8 protein-coding genes are annotated in these 14,901 nt (G+C 59.5%); 7 read left to right on the top strand and 1 reads right to left on the bottom strand.

The features are described from left to right. Positions 1-21 precede the first annotated feature (21 nt). The 4 genes from AB4Y89_RS12310 to AB4Y89_RS12295 all read left to right on the top strand — a co-directional run bounded on the left by AB4Y89_RS12310 (position 22) and on the right by AB4Y89_RS12295 (position 8,225). Entirely contained in the window at positions 22-1,281 is a 1,260-nt protein-coding gene (locus AB4Y89_RS12310) for a glycoside hydrolase family 28 protein (RefSeq protein WP_442301227.1), read from the top strand. A gap of 72 nt (positions 1,282-1,353) precedes the next feature. Continuing rightward, the gene (locus AB4Y89_RS12305) at positions 1,354-1,923 is read left to right on the top strand and encodes a YkgJ family cysteine cluster protein (protein ID WP_442301226.1); all 570 of its coding nucleotides are present in this window, start codon (positions 1,354-1,356) and stop codon (positions 1,921-1,923) included. A gap of 253 nt (positions 1,924-2,176) precedes the next feature. Further along, positions 2,177-4,816, top strand: a complete 2,640-nt coding sequence (locus AB4Y89_RS12300; protein ID WP_442301225.1) for a PD-(D/E)XK nuclease family protein — start codon at positions 2,177-2,179, stop codon at positions 4,814-4,816. After that, positions 4,809-8,225 carry a UvrD-helicase domain-containing protein gene (locus AB4Y89_RS12295; protein WP_442301224.1) on the top strand — a complete coding sequence of 1,139 codons (3,417 nt, stop codon included), beginning with the start codon at positions 4,809-4,811 and terminating at the stop codon, positions 8,223-8,225. The genes AB4Y89_RS12300 and AB4Y89_RS12295 overlap by 8 nt, the downstream gene beginning before the upstream one ends. A gap of 31 nt (positions 8,226-8,256) precedes the next feature. On the opposite strand, the gene AB4Y89_RS12290 is transcribed toward AB4Y89_RS12295, so the two are convergent. Further along, positions 8,257-8,436 (bottom strand): hypothetical protein, encoded by a 180-nt coding sequence (locus tag AB4Y89_RS12290; protein WP_442301223.1) that lies wholly within the window; start codon positions 8,434-8,436, stop codon positions 8,257-8,259. A gap of 480 nt (positions 8,437-8,916) precedes the next feature. Between AB4Y89_RS12290 and AB4Y89_RS12285 the strand changes: the two genes are divergently transcribed. The 3 genes from AB4Y89_RS12285 (at position 8,917) to AB4Y89_RS12275 (ending at position 14,894) form a co-directional block, all read left to right on the top strand. Beyond that, positions 8,917-12,312, top strand: coding sequence for a DUF5107 domain-containing protein (locus AB4Y89_RS12285; RefSeq protein WP_442301222.1), 3,396 nt, complete (start codon positions 8,917-8,919; stop codon positions 12,310-12,312). Then, entirely contained in the window at positions 12,297-13,727 is a 1,431-nt protein-coding gene (locus tag AB4Y89_RS12280; protein ID WP_442301221.1) for a sugar porter family MFS transporter, read from the top strand. The genes AB4Y89_RS12285 and AB4Y89_RS12280 overlap by 16 nt, the downstream gene beginning before the upstream one ends. A gap of 69 nt (positions 13,728-13,796) precedes the next feature. Continuing rightward, positions 13,797-14,894 (top strand): LacI family DNA-binding transcriptional regulator, encoded by a 1,098-nt coding sequence (locus AB4Y89_RS12275; RefSeq protein ID WP_442301220.1) that lies wholly within the window; start codon positions 13,797-13,799, stop codon positions 14,892-14,894. The last annotated feature ends 7 nt before the right edge of the window (positions 14,895-14,901 follow it).

The raw sequence follows: 14,901 nt of genomic DNA, 5'->3' as shown, positions 1-14,901 counted from the left end.
CCCGAAAGTGGTCTTATCCGCATGTCGAAGTCTCTCTTTGCCCTGGCCCTACCAATTCTGATGACGGGAGCCGCATATGCGACCCCGGTCTGCAATGTGACCCAGTACGGCGCGAAGGCTGATGGGGCGACCAAAAACACTGCCGCGATTCAAAAGGCCATTGATGACTGCTCCGCGAAGAAGGGCACAGTTGTGCTCTCAGGTGGAACCTTTGTCTCGGGCCCGCTGGTACTGAAGAGCAACATCACCTTCCGCGTTGAGAAGGGCACGACGCTGCTGGGATCTGCGGACCACGACGACTATCCGAAGATGGAGGTGCTGCGGGCAGCGGGCCGGCAGTCGCTGATCTCGTCTGACCATGCAGAGAACATCACCATCACTGGCGGCGGCATAATTGACGGCAACGGCGAGAGCTGGTGGAAGGAAGCTCGTGCGACCACGAACGCCGGCTTTGTCGGTGGCGATACCATCTTCCGTCCGCGCCTGGCAGTCTTCAACTATTCGAAGCACATCAAGATGGAAGACATCACCTTCCAGAACTCGCCCTCCTGGCAGGTGGTTCCCTACTACTGCGACGATGTCATCATCCGCAACGTTCGCATCCTGGCTCCGGAGCACTCGCCGAACTCCGACGCGGTCGATCCGTTCTCGACCTCGAATATGATCATCGATCACCTCTACGCCGATGTGGGCGATGACAATATCGCCATCAAGTCCGGCCTGGTGAACTCACCCGGTCCGGATGCTCCTTCGAAGAACATCACCATCACCGATTGCACCTTCATGCATGGCCATGGACTCTCGATTGGAAGTGAGATCGCCGGAGGAGCGCAGAACATCCGTGCTGAACGTATCCACTTCGATGGCACCGATCAGGCGCTGCGCATCAAAGCCAACCGCGATCGCGGAGCCGACGTCTCGAATATCGTCTTCAAAGACATCGATATCAAGAACGTGGGTATGGCCATCCTAATCTCGGAGTATTACCCGAAGGTGCTTCCGCCCGAGGGTGATGCAGCCCAGCCGGTAACGCGCCTGACGCCGCTCTTCCACGACATCACCATTGAAAACGTCACTGCCACGAATGCCAAGACCACCGGCGTCATCATCGGCCTGCCGGAGTCGCCGGTAAAGAATGTGGTGTTGAAGAATGTGCACCTGGAGGGTGGCGTCGGCTTCCGCATCAGCGATGCCACCGTCACGGCGGAGAACTTCACCGTCAAGGCCGAGAAGGGCGAAGCAATTACTGTTCTGCCGTCGGCCAAGCTGACGAAGAAGTAGAACCGTCCCATCCATCCAACAAGGCCCGGCACTGCCGGGCCTTTCGCTTTAAACTGGGAACAGGCAATCCCCGTGACCGATCAGTACCTCATTCAGATCACCACTGCAGCGCTGGCTTCCTCTGCTGAGCGTGCGGGGCATCATCTTGCCTGCCATCCTGGTTGCCATCAGTGCTGCATTGGCGTCTTTCCCATCTCGCAGCTCGATGCCCATCGCCTGCGCGTCGCCTTTGAGGCGTCTCCAAAGCGAGCTGTGATCCATGCTCGCGTACAGGATGCTATTGCCCGCTTGAGCGCGAATTTTCCGGGGGACCCGGCAACCGGCATCCTCGATCCGGATGATCCTGCCTTTGAGGAGTTTGCCAACGACGAACCCTGTCCGGTGCTTGATCCGTTGACTGGCACCTGCGATCTCTACGAGGCTCGCCCAATCCCCTGCCGGACCTTCGGTCCTCCTATGCGTACTGAAGACGATGGTCTCGCCGTGTGTGAGCTGTGCTTTACGACAGCGACGCCGGAGGAGATTGCCGCCGCAGAGGTAGATCCGACGTTCCTGTCTCTGGAAGAAGAAATCAATGAAGAGTATGAAGAGCAGGCAGGCAAGCACGGACCGACGTTGATCGCCTGGGCTTTGCGAGAATAAGTGCCGCTCCTTCCGACGGCTCTATAGCGCGGACCTTCAGCCCGCAATCAGTCGCTTGCACTTAGACCTGGGGCGTTGCCCAGGCTGGTATAGAACGCGCTTTTCCACCCCGGCCTTCAGCGCTTTCATCGCGACTTGCGAACACTGCCGGCAACGCGGGTCTTCGCTACGCTCAGGATGACAAACTCCAGGAGACGTTCTCCACAGACGAGCGCCGGCAACAACGTCATCGGAAACATCTAAGCTAGATCCAGTGCCTTTCACCGCGATCCTGGAAGCGCTGCAGCGCGGCGCCACAATTCTGACCGGCAATCAACGTGCCGCCCGTTCGCTTTCGCGCGAATACGCACGACATCAGCGCGCGCAAGGCCTGCGTGTGTGGCAGGCGCCAGTCATTCTTCCCTGGTCGGCCTGGACGCACACTCTCTGGCAGCAGCTGCTTGTTGATGGTCATGAGCATCGGCTTCTACTCAATCCGTGGCAGGAGTCGGAGCTGTGGAGCGGGATCATCGCTGACGATGAACGGCTCTCCACGCTGCAATCGGCAGGATCTCTGGCTCCGCTGGCGCAACGCGCCCACACGCTGCTGCATCGCCATCGTGCGCGACGCAATCTTGAGGTTCACAACCTGAATGCCGATCAGCAGGCTTTTCTTCGCTGGCTCCATGCCTTCGAACGCACTTGCCGCACCGATGCCTGCCTCTCCTCGGCTGAGCTTGAAAGCGCTCTGCTCGAGAAGGCGAGCGAGCTCCGCCTTGCACCGCAGTATCTGCTGCACGGCTTCGATGGCCTGACGCCCGCGCAGCGGGCATTGCTGGATGTACTGCGTGCACAGACCACCTTCTCTGAGACACCACCAGCCGCGATCACCGCCCGGGCATCGCTCCATGCTGCCAACAGTCCGGACGATGAACTACGTTACCTCGCGCAGCAGGTGCGGGATCTACATACGGCGAAGCCTGCGGCCCGGATCGCCGTCATTGTGCCCGACCTTCAGTCGCAGCGGTCGATCGTCGAACGCGCCTTCCGCAATACGGCCGCTCCCTGGCTTAACCGTATCGGCAACACGGCTCCTGCGCCCTTTGAGTTCACGCTTGGCACACCACTCGCCCACCAGCCCGCAATCATTGCGGCCCTGCGGCTGATCCGCTGGACCAACCGGCCTCTGCCTCTCGACGAAGTTTCAAGTCTCCTGCGCTCTGCTTTCCTCAAGGGAGGCGAAGAGGAGTTGCTGGCGCGTGCTGATTTCGATGCTCGTGTCCTGCACGAACAAGCTCTGGTCGAACCCACGCTCTCGGCGGACCGACTGCTCTCACTGATCCGGATGCGGAATGCTCCGCGGCTCGATCGTCTGGAGGAGGTGCTCCAGAGTATTCGCCGCGCCAGCACCCGCGCGCGCAGCTTCTCCCAGTGGTCCACCAGTCTTCATGCCCTGCTTGAGGCCTGCGGATGGCCAGGAGACCGCACGCTGGACTCTGCCGGTTTCCAGCTTATGGAACGCTGGCAGGAACTGCTCGACGACCTGACAAGCCTCGACTTCATGGGCGGAACATACAGCTTCAGCCACATGTTCGGCGCCCTGGAACAGGCCGCGCACAGCACACTGTTCTCGCTGCGCTCGCTCGATGCGCCGATCCAGATCATGGGTGCTCTTGAGTCCGCCGGCAGCACCTTCGATGCGATCTTCTTCCTGAACGCGACCAACACGGCGTGGCCGGCACCGGTCTCGGCGCATCCTCTTCTGCCCTTCGCGCTGCAACGCATCAACGCTATGCCCGGAGCCGATGCCGCGACCGACATCGCTCAGGCACAGCGCATCACGGCCCGGATCCTTGCCAGTGCTCCTACGGTGGTGGTGACGTATGCCCGCGAATTTGCCGAGGGAGAACAACTACCCTCCCCACTCTTTACTCACCTGCCACAGATCGACGCCGTGCCACAGCCGGTCTCATCCCCTGACGTGAAGCTGGAGCCGGTTGACGACACGGAACCAATCCCCGTTCCACATGGGGCGTTACGCGGCGGCAGCAGTCTTCTGCGCAATCAGGCAGCCTGTGCGTTTCGCGCCTTTGCCGAGGGGCGCCTGCATACCCGTGCCATCAACGATGACTCTCCAGGCCTGACTCCTCGTTCCCGCGGCAATGTGACGCATGCGGTACTTGAGCACTTCTGGAAGGACGCCATCAGTCAGGCAGCCTTGAAGGCTATGCCGGCTGCGGAACTGGGGACGCGTGTGGATGAGGCTATCGACCACGCCTTCGCACAGATCGCCGCCGATGCCTCTTCCTGGAACCTTGCCTACCTGGGCGTGCAGCGGGAGCGACTGCGGAAGCTGATATTGCAGTGGCTGGAGTACGAGAAGAAGCGGAGTGACTTCACCGTCGCCGGCGTCGAAGAGAAGCGCGAAAATGTCGCGTTTGGTCCACTGGAGCTGACCCTTCGCGCAGACCGCATCGATCGCACCACAGAGGGGCTGGTACTCATCGACTACAAAACCGGCCAGGCCAAGCCGAAGTCGTGGCTTGGCGACCGTCCGGATGAGCCGCAGCTTCCCCTTTACGCATCGCTGCCTGCGGAAGAGCCGGTTGCAGCAATTGCGTTTGCCACATTGCGTACCGGTAAGGAGTTACAACTCGCCGGCTTTCAGAGCGCCGTGGGCGTACTGCCGAAGCCTAACAAACATCAGCCAAAGGAACCCTTCGACAAAACCCTTGCCGGATGGAAGGATGTCTTGCTGCGGTTGGCCGAAGAGTTCTACGCCGGCCACGCTGAGGTAAACCCGAAGAACTATCCCACGACCTGCGAATTCTGCGAACAGCGGCTTCTCTGCCGTCTGAATCCTGCAAACCTCGACCGGGACGACGAAGACACCGCGGAGGATGAGGATGAGTAAGCGGCCCGCGGATTTTGCTCAGCGCCAGGCGGCGTTGAATACGCGCGCGTCCGTGCTCGTCGAGGCGCCCGCTGGTTCCGGCAAGACTGGCCTGCTGATTCTGCGTTATCTGAAGCTGCTGGCCGATGCCTCTGTGGAGCAGCCGGAGCAGGTACTCGCCATCACCTTCACGCGGAAAGCAACGGCCGAGATGAAGGCTCGGGTGCTGGGGGCGCTGGCGGTCGCACAATCTGGACCGGAGCCTGAGGCGGAGGAGTGGGACCACAAGGCACAGGTGCATCGCACAGCGATGCAGGTGCTGGAGCGCGATGCACAGTTTGAATGGCATCTGCTCGAACATCCGGGACGACTGAATATCCGCACCATCGATTCCGTCTGCACGGAACTTGCCCGGGCACTGCCCGTGCTGGCCGGAGCCGGCGCGCTGCAACAACCCGTCGATGATGCATCCGCACTCTATCGTGAGGCGGCGTCGCGCACGCTGCGTCTGCTGGGCGGCGAAGATGCCGTACTCAATGAGGACATCCGCCTGTTGCTACTGCACCGCGACGGCAATCTGTCCGACTGCGAGTCGCTGCTGGCGGAGATGCTGGCCCTTCGAGAACAGTGGGGACATATCGTTCCGCTGACAGGCGATCTGACCGATGAAGCTCTGGATACGGAGGTTCGCCCCAGGCTGGAAGAAGCAATCGAACGGCTGATCTGCCAAGAGCTGAGCAAACTGCTGGAGATGCTTGGCAGCGAGCTGGCTCACCGAATCGCTCGACTGGCAGCTGCCTTTGGTGATGAACCGGCGTATGAGTCGATTCCTAATCCGTATGTTCTCTGCATCGGACTCACGGGGCATCCCGAACCGTTACCGCATGCTATCGAGCACTGGAAGACCTTCGCCACCATGTTCACGACAGGCGAGGGTAAGGCGTGGCGCTCGGGCTCGACCTTTAACCGGAAGAACATGAAGGTGGCCGCTTCGAAGCCGCTCCAGCAGCAGTTCCAGTACCTCCTTGCGGATGTCTCGCGGAACGATGCCCTGCTGCCTCAGTTCAAAGCGGTGCTGCGTCTTCCCGACGCGGCCTATCCCGACGATCAGTGGCAGGTGGCAAAGGCTCTCTTCCGCCTGCTGCGGGCGGCGATGGTAGAGCTGAGGCTGCTCTTCGCCGAGCGCGGACAGTGTGACTTTTCCGAGCTCTCGCTGGCGGCGCGCGCCGCGCTGGATCAGGATGCCGAGGCAGCTTCACTGGCTGCCGGGCTTGGCATGCGGCTGCAGCATCTTCTGGTGGACGAGATGCAGGACACCTCCACCTCGCAGTACGACCTGCTGGAGAAGCTGACGGAAGGGTGGGACGGTGTCAGCCAGACGCTCTTTCTCGTCGGAGATCCGAAACAATCCATCTATCTCTTTCGCCAGGCCCGGGTGGAGCGCTTCCTCGAGACGATGCAGACGAAGAAGCTGGGAACCATCCCGTTGGAGGTGGCCCAGCTCACGACAAACTTCCGATCCCAGCATCATCTGGTCAAGGAGTTCAACCGCCACTTCACACCGATCTTCGCGGACGACCCGATTGCCTACACAGAGGCGGCGCCTCATCTGGAGGCCAGCGGCAAGGACCCCTTCCGTTGGCATGCCTGGGTAAGCGCCGCAACCCAGCTCTCGCCGGAGGGCAAGCGCGAGGCCCGGCAACAGACCCGCGCCTTCGCCAGGGAGATTGCAGCCCTGGCAAAGGACGAGGCCGGGTCGAAGGCCGTGCTCGTCCGCGATCGCAAACACCTGCTGGAGATCATCGCGGCCTTCCGTGCCGAAGGTATCCCCTACCGCGCAGTCGAGATCGATTCGCTGGCGGAGCGTATCGAGGTCCTGGATCTGTTGGCCCTGACACGAGCCCTGTTGCACCCGGCGGATCGCCCCGCATGGTTCGCCGTACTGCGGGCTCCGTGGTGCGGGCTGTCGCTGGCCGAGATGCACCTGCTGGCCGGGCAGGACGACCACGCCTGGCGGCATATGCCCGTTCCCCGGCTGCTGGCTGAGCGGATCGCGCTCCTGGCCCCTGACGCAACTGCTCGCGCCCGGCGGACGTGGGAGGTACTGCAGGCCGCCGGCGCGGAACGTGGGACCCAATCCACCGCCTGCTGGGTCGAGAGAGCATGGAGGTCACTGGGCGGAGACGTCGGCCTCACGCCCGAAGCGCTGACCAACGCGGAGGCCTTCTTCCGCCTGCTCGACAACCTGGAATCGACAGGGGCTTCTTTGGCGACGCTCCCCGACCGGTTACAAAAGCTCTACGCCACGCCAGAACACCGGCCTGACGCGGTCGACCTGCTGACGATCCATAAGTCCAAGGGACTGGAGTGGGATGTTGTCTTCGTGCCCGCACTGGAGCGGAGATCGGGCATCACCGGCTCGCGAGCGCTCTCATGGCTGGAGCTCGAATCGAACAGCCACCTGGTACTGCTCTCACCAATTGCGCCTCGGGAGGAGGAAAAGGATGCTCTCACATCCTGGATCAAAAACATTCACAATCAACGAGAAACATCTGAAAGAAAACGACTTTTCTATGTTGCTTCAACCCGGGCAAGGCGTCACCTGCATCTGTTCGCGCTGGCACATACGAGCGCGAAGAATACGGTCGAGCCCCACGCCGGGACCCTGCTTCAGGCTGCCTGGCCGGCGGCGCATGGGCACTTTGCTCCGGTCTTGGCTCCTGAGCTTCCCTTCCCAGTGCCCGAAGAAATAGAACTGGAGATTCCTTATCGCGACGCTGGAGGCGGACTCTTTCGGCTGCCTGCGGCATTGAATCCGATGGAGTGGCTGGCCCGGCCAGATAAGCCGGGGATATCACCGGAGCCGAGCTACCAACGTCCTCAGGGCGGTATTGAAGCAAGGGCCTTCGGCAATGTGGTTCATCTGCTTGTCGAGTCCATGGCAAACGCCATCGCCAGAGGAGAGGAACCGGATGTCACTCAGTGGCATCCGCGGGCCCACGCTCTGCTGCGTACAGAGGGCATTGCACCGGGAGACCTGCCGCATCAGACTCAGCAGGTAGTGAGAGCCCTGGAAAACATGCTGCTGGATCCTGAAGGCCGCTGGCTGCTGGAGCCGCACATTGCAGCGGCAAGCGAGTCTGCCCTGGAAGACGAGACTGGCAGACATCTCCGTACCGACCGCACGTTCTTTGCCGGTAATGCTCCGTTAGTTTCAGGGGAAGGGACGCTCTGGATCGTGGACTTCAAATCCTCTGAAAACTCGGGCGGCGACGTGGCCGCCTTCCTTACTGCCCAGAAAAAGCTGTATGCGCCCAAAATGGTGGAGTATGCCCAGACGAAACGTGCGCAGTTGGGGGCAGAGACGCCGATCATTCTGGCTCTGCACTTCCCGCTACTGCCCGCCCTTATTTATTGGCAGGCAGAGTAGAGTGACGGGCGGAGTAGACACTGGGCTTTCATCAGGCAGCGGCGCTGATACGCACCGACTTTGCGTCCTTGATTTGACGGTGCATGCGCGCCAGATCCCGCAACTGCTCTGCCTCGCGATGGTCCGCAGGAGGCATTTGGCTGGCTTCGGCGTCGAGCAATCGTGCGATGTACTCCCCTACCGTCATGTGAACTTCGTATCTGGCTGCCATATCTTGATCTTTCTTTTGAAACGTTTTTCTACCGGAATCGTTCCAACCCGTAACGTTACCGATTACTTAGAGTATCGGCGGCTTCGCTCCGGGCTTTAGTTTTTTATTTCGTACTATTTTTTGAGGCTCAAGACGGCCGTGGTTCCCGGAGGATAGAAGGTCCTACTAGAGCATTTCTCCTGTTGCTGGGTAGTCCGGAAGGGGAGTACAGCGGCGTTTTCATTGCGGAAAACGCCCATAGATACGGAATCCCTACACTACACCTACAGGAGAAATGCTCTAGTCGGCGATGCCGGCGCTTCGCCTTTTGGGCTCTCCCGGCGGGTCAACTATTAAAAGCAACTGGATTGACAAAACGTTATCGTACACGATTTTATATTGGCAGGCTGTGAACACTTATATCTCCTGCAATACGGTAACGTTCACGGAAACTTTGCGCTCCTACAAAAATATCGGGTAACTTTCCACGGGGTAATTGTTATGGCTCACGAGTCCATCGCAGACCAGAAACTGGCGCCACACTCCCTGTCACATTTGGTTCTGCCAGAAGCGCCCAGCTCTGAGACTGGCCCGGTAAAGGTCTGGAACGAGCCTGTCACCATACTCACGTATAAGCCTGCGGCGCCTGACAAGAATCCCCTCTTCCTGGAGAAGCGTATCTACCAGGGCAGCAGCGGGCGGGTCTATCCACTGCCGGTGATCGACTGTATTGCCACGGAGCCGGGATCAAAAACATGGCAGGCGGTCCATCTCGAAAACGAGTACCTGCGCCTGATGGTGATGCCTGAGATCGGCGGGCGGATCCACGTCGGTCTCGATAAGAGGACGGGATACGACTTCTTCTATCGCCAGAATGTGATCAAGCCGGCGCTGGTGGGACTGGCGGGGCCATGGATCTCAGGCGGAGTGGAATTCAACTGGCCGCAGCATCATCGCCCTGCCACCTTCATGCCCCTGGAAGTCAGCGTGGAGCGTGCGCCAGACGACAGCATTACGGTCTGGTGTTCCGACCATGACCCGATGTCTCACTTGAAGGGCATGCATGGCATCTGCCTGCGGACGGGGTCTGCAGTGGTGGAAGTAAAGGTTCGCTTATATAACCGGACGCAGGATACGCAGACCTTTCTCTGGTGGGCCAACGTCGCCACCAGGGTCCATGAAAAGTACCAGTCGTTCTTCCCGGAGGATGTACGCTTCGTCGCGGACCATGCGAAGCGGGCCGTGACGGAATATCCGCGCAGCCAGGGAACGTACTACGGCGTGGACTACAAGCAGCGCGCGCTTGAGGGTGTTCCTCTGGAGGAGATGCCGCCCTGCTTTGTGCCCGACGGCTCCTACCCTGCAAATGATCTCGGCTGGTATGCCAATATCCCCGTGCCGACGAGCTACATGATCGTTGGCTCGCAGGGCGACTTCTTTGGTGGCTATGACCATGCGCGCAAGGCAGGGACTGTGGCTGTCGCGAACCACCATGTAGCTCCGGGCAAGAAGCAGTGGACCTGGGGCAATCATGAGTTTGGCTATGCCTGGGACCGCAGTTTGACGGACGACGATGGTCCTTATGTTGAGCTCATGTCCGGTGCCTACACGGACAATCAACCTGACTTCTCCTTCCTTGCGCCGGGCGAGACCAAGGCCTTCAGCCAGTTCTGGTATCCCATCGGGGAGATCGGCGTTCCGAACCTGGCGAACGTCGATGGAGCGCTCCGTGTCGAGCGCGATCCTGAAGCGATCACCGTGCACGTTCAGTTGACCTCAGCGAAAGAGGGTTGCACCGTCATCGCACGGACAGCGAAACGCGAGTTCGGCCGTTGGTCAGGTGATCTGACGCCGGAGACGACATGGTCCGGACGATTCGAGCACAGCGGTTCATTGCAGGGCCTTGAGGTCAGTGTGATTGCGGGAGATGTGACGCTGCTGCGCTATGTCCCTGACGAAACGGTTCCGGTTCAGGCTCCCGAGGTGGCGACCGAGCCGCCGCTACCGCAGGATGTCGAGAGTGCGGATGAACTGTTCCTTACCGGTCTTCATCTAGAACAATACCGCCATCCCACGCGCGGTCCTGAGACTTACTGGCTTGAAGCCATCCGCCGCGATGCCGGCGACAGCCGCTGCAACCATATGCTGGGTCGTTGGCATCTGCGGCGGGGCGAATTCGAAAAGGCCGAGCAGTATCTGCGCACCGCTATCGCTCGCCTGACCCGGCGCAACCCCAATCCGTACGATGGAGAGCCGTACTACAACCTGGGACTTACTCTGCGTTACCAGCAGCGGATTGCCGAAGCGTACGATGCCTTCTATAAAAGCACGTGGAACGCAGCCTGGCGTGGACCGGGATATCACCGTCTCGCAGAGATTGATTGCGCACGCGGAGAATGGCCGAAGGCTCTCGATCACCTCGACCGATCGCTCGGCGCAGACGCAGACAATCTCTCTGCACGCAATCTCAAAGCGGTCGTGCTGAAGCGTCTGGGTAGAAGCGAGGAGGCGCAGCGACTTCTGGATCAAACTCAGGCGCTCGATCCTCTCGAGGTCTTCGGCCGTTTCCTGAGGCATGGGGAGATACCCACCAATCCCCAGATGCAGCTTGATCTCGGTTTCGATCTCACGCGCGCCGGACTCTTCGAGGAAGCTCTTCAGGCGCTGCCTGCCGACTCTCCGTCCACAATGGTGAGGTATGCGCGCGCCGATGTCCTGCGGCTGACGGGACGCGTAAGCGAGAGCACTGAAGCATATGGCCGCGCTTCAGAGCGAAACCCAGACTATCTCTTTCCCAATCGCCTGGAAGAGTTGGTCGTTCTTGAGCAGGCTTTGGAGGTCAATCCAAAAGACGCACGCGCGGCATATGCGCTGGGCAATCTTTTATACGATCGCCGGAGGCATCGCGAAGCCATCGCCTGCTGGGAACAGAGCGTAGCCGCGTGTCCTGATTTTCCCGTTGCATGGCGGAATCTCGGCATCGCTTACTTCAATATTCTCTCCGACAGTTCTAAAGCTCTTGAGGCGTTTGGGCGTGCCCGTCAGTGCGCCCCGGCGGATGCTCGGCTTCTCTACGAACTGGATCAGCTTCGCAAGAGAACCGGAGTCGCTCTTGAGGATCGGGCAAAGTCGCTATTGAAGGAACACGGCCTGGTCGAGAGGCGCGACGATCTCTCGGTAGAGTTGGCTTCGCTGCACAACAGTCTCGGCAGACCTGAGCAAGCGCTTCGCATTCTTCGCCAAAGACAGTTCCAGCCCTGGGAGGGTGGGGAGGGGCTGGTGCTCTCAGAGTATGTCCGCGCGAACGTGCTGCTGGCACAGGATGCGCTCCCTGCAGAACCGCAGAGGGCTCTGGAGCTTCTCCACGCCGCCGGTTCCCCTCCCCGCAACCTCAGCGAAGCCAAGCATCTGCTCATGAATCTCAGCATGATCGACTACTGGTACGGAGTTGTCTATGCCGCGATCGGCAACATGGAGAGAGCCCGGGAATCCTGGTCACGCGCGGCACGATACACAGGCGACTTCCAGCAGATGCAGGTACAGCCCGTCTCCGAGATGACGTACTGGAGTGCGATGGCGTTGCGGCAACTCGGACAGGAACAGGAAGCAACCAACCTTTTCCGCAAAATTGAGACATACGCATCCGCGATGGAGCACCAGACACCGAAGATCGACTATTTCGCAACATCATTGCCGGCAATGCTGCTGTTCGAGATCGATCTGAAAGAGCGCCAGACGATCACAGCACTCTTCCTCAAAGCACAAGCGGCATTCGGATTAGGAGAGCGGCAACGCGCGATGGAACTACTTGAACAGGTAGAGTTCATGGACCGCAGTCATAGCGGAGCCATCGATATGCGCAGGCTGCTTATGGGTGAATCATGCACGGTCCGATAGAGGTTGCCACGACAGGAAGTTCTGTCGAAGCAGAGAAGACGACGTATGTGTGGGGTATCGCCATCGTCGCAGCGCTGGGCGGCCTGCTCTTCGGCTATGACTGGGTGGTGATTGGCGGCGCGCGAGAGTTCTATGAGATTTACTTTCATCTCACCTCCGCCAATCTTGTGGGATGGGCGAACAGTTGTGCCCTGGTGGGCTGTCTTGCCGGCTCTTTGATTGCAGGCTCGCTTGCGGATCGCTTTGGAAGAAAGCCCGTCCTTCTGATCGCCGCGCTGCTGTTCGCGGTTTCTTCCATCCTGACAGGCTGGGCATATACGTTTACGAGCTTCATTGTGTGGAGAATTACAGGAGGCATCGCGATTGGGCTCAGCTCCAATGTGTCGCCTCTTTATATTGCCGAGGTGAGCCCTTCCTCGCTCCGCGGGCGACTGGTCAGCCTGAATCAGTTTGCGATCGTCGTAGGAATCCTGCTTGCTCAGCTCATCAATTGGCTCTTGGCGAAGCCCATCCCGGAACATGCCTCCATGGACATGCTTTTCTCGTCATGGAATGTGCAGTACGGATGGCGCTGGATGTTCATCGCGCTCGTGATTCCATCCGCCATCTTCGCGTTCGCCTCGTTATGGCTTCCAGAGAGCCCACGCTGGCTTGCCGCCCGCGGCCGGCAAGACGATGCCCGACATACGCTTCAGCGAGTGGGCGGCAAGGCCTATGCGCAGGCGGAGTTAGCTAATATTGACCGCACACTGCATCTGGAACAAAAGGTTGCGACCAGCCTCTGGCAAGAGCTGGCGGTTCCCGCTGTCCGTCGCATTCTGCTTGTGGGGATCGCCCTGGCCGTCCTGCAGCAATGGACGGGGATCAATGTGCTTTTCAACTATGCGGCGGAGGTCTACCGCAACGCCGGCTACGGCGCCAACGACATCTTCCTCAACATCGTCATCACCGGAACCATCAATCTGATCTTTACTATCGCAGCCGTCTTCCTGATCGACAGGATAGGGAGACGTAAGCTGATGATCTTCGGCTGCGCAGGAATCGCCGTCTCTCATATTCTGTGCGCGATTGCGTATCGAGCCGGTATGGGCGGAATCGCAGTCCTTGTACTTACCCTGAGCGCGATTGGCTGCTACGCGCTGACACTTGCTCCTGTGACCTGGGTTCTGATCTCTGAGATCTTTCCCCAACGCGTTCGAGCTCAAGGTGTCTCCATCGCCGTCAGTGCATTGTGGATCGCTTCTTTTGCCCTGACCTACAGTTTCCCCATCCTCAATCGCCGTTTGGGTACAGCGTGGGTCTTCGCGGGGTACGGCGCAATCTGTATCCTCGGGGGCATTCTGGTTGCGACTTCGGTTACGGAGACCAAGGGCCGCAGTCTTGAGGAGATTGAGGCAGGCGTCTTGCAGGGTTAAACGACGCGGACAGAGACGCCGGTTTTCAGTGAGAATAACCCGTATTTCGAGGAATGGATCAAAGCCCGCATGAACGATGAACCGAAGAGTATCAGCATTAAAGATATTGCCGAGGCTCTGAGCATTTCGATCGGAACCGTGGACCGTGCCCTTCATGGACGTCGCGGTGTAAGTGAAAAGACAAAAGCTCGCGTTCTCAAGATGGCCGAGCAGATGGGGTACAAGCCCAATCTCGCGGCACAGGCATTGAAGCTGAACCGCCGCATCTCGATCGGTGTTGTTCTGCCAAAACACATCTCCTACTTCTTCGATCCGTTGCGCGCAGGCATCCGCGCCGCCGCGAATGCGGCAATGGGTTCCCAGATCTCCCTCGAGTTTCATGAGTACCCCCGCATTGGCAGCGGCGATGTTGAGGCGCTTGAAGCGGCGCATGCCCGGAAGTATGACGGGCTGATCTTTCTTCCGGGAGACATTCAGCGATTCAGTCCACTGATTCGTAAGATCTCACGAGGGGGCACGCCGATGATGTGTGTCGGCAGCGATGCTCCCGATACTGGACGCATCGGGTCCGTCTCCGCACATGCCTATATCAGCGGCTCGATTGCGGCGGAGTTGCTGGCTCATAAGCTGCCGCACAAAGCCAATGTGGCCATTCTTACAGGAGAGCTGTCCACGCTGGATCATGCGGAAAAGCTGAGCGGATTTGCGGCAACGCTGGCCATCCAGGCGCCCCATCTAACACTTATGCCCACGCTCGAAAGTCACGAAAAACCTAAGGAGGCTTACCGGCAGGCGCTCGCGCTGATGCGTCAGAAGGGTCACCCTGAGGGGCTATATCTCAGCACGGCCAACAGCATCGCCGTCATCGAAGCGCTGGAAGAGCTTGGGCTGCTGGGCAAAGTCCAGGTGGTTGCAACCGATCTGTTCCAGGAGCTTGCAACGCTTATTAAATCCAACAAGGTTCTGGCGACGCTTTATCAACGCCCCTTCACGCAGGGCAAGGTGGCCTTTGAGAACCTCGTAACCTACCTCACCCGCGGCAGTCTTGAGTCTCCGGTCGTACAGCTCGCACCTCACATCGTGTTGCGCAGCAATTTACCGCTGTTTGCCGGCCGCATCTCTGAGACAGAGGACGAGAGTGAGCTTGAGTCCGGTAGCCTGAAATAGAAAACCG

It is taken from the genome of Terriglobus sp. 2YAB30_2 (genome assembly GCF_052114765.1).
Lineage (GTDB): Bacteria > Acidobacteriota > Terriglobia > Terriglobales > Acidobacteriaceae > Terriglobus.
The sequence above is the reverse complement of the archived record's forward strand: the minus strand, read 5'-3'. Positions and strand labels throughout refer to the sequence as shown.

Bases quoted from the DNA above. Each gene is read 5' to 3' on its own strand.
- AB4Y89_RS12275 (WP_442301220.1), top strand. From the start codon at position 13,797: ATGAACGATGAACCGAAGAGTATCAGCATTAAAGATATTGCCGAGGCT.
- AB4Y89_RS12280 (WP_442301221.1), top strand. From the start codon at position 12,297: ATGCACGGTCCGATAGAGGTTGCCACGACAGGAAGTTCTGTCGAAGCA.
- AB4Y89_RS12285 (WP_442301222.1), top strand. From the start codon at position 8,917: ATGGCTCACGAGTCCATCGCAGACCAGAAACTGGCGCCACACTCCCTG.
- AB4Y89_RS12290 (WP_442301223.1), bottom strand. From the start codon at position 8,436: ATGGCAGCCAGATACGAAGTTCACATGACGGTAGGGGAGTACATCGCA.
- AB4Y89_RS12295 (WP_442301224.1), top strand. From the start codon at position 4,809: ATGAGTAAGCGGCCCGCGGATTTTGCTCAGCGCCAGGCGGCGTTGAAT.
- AB4Y89_RS12310 (WP_442301227.1), top strand. From the start codon at position 22: ATGTCGAAGTCTCTCTTTGCCCTGGCCCTACCAATTCTGATGACGGGA.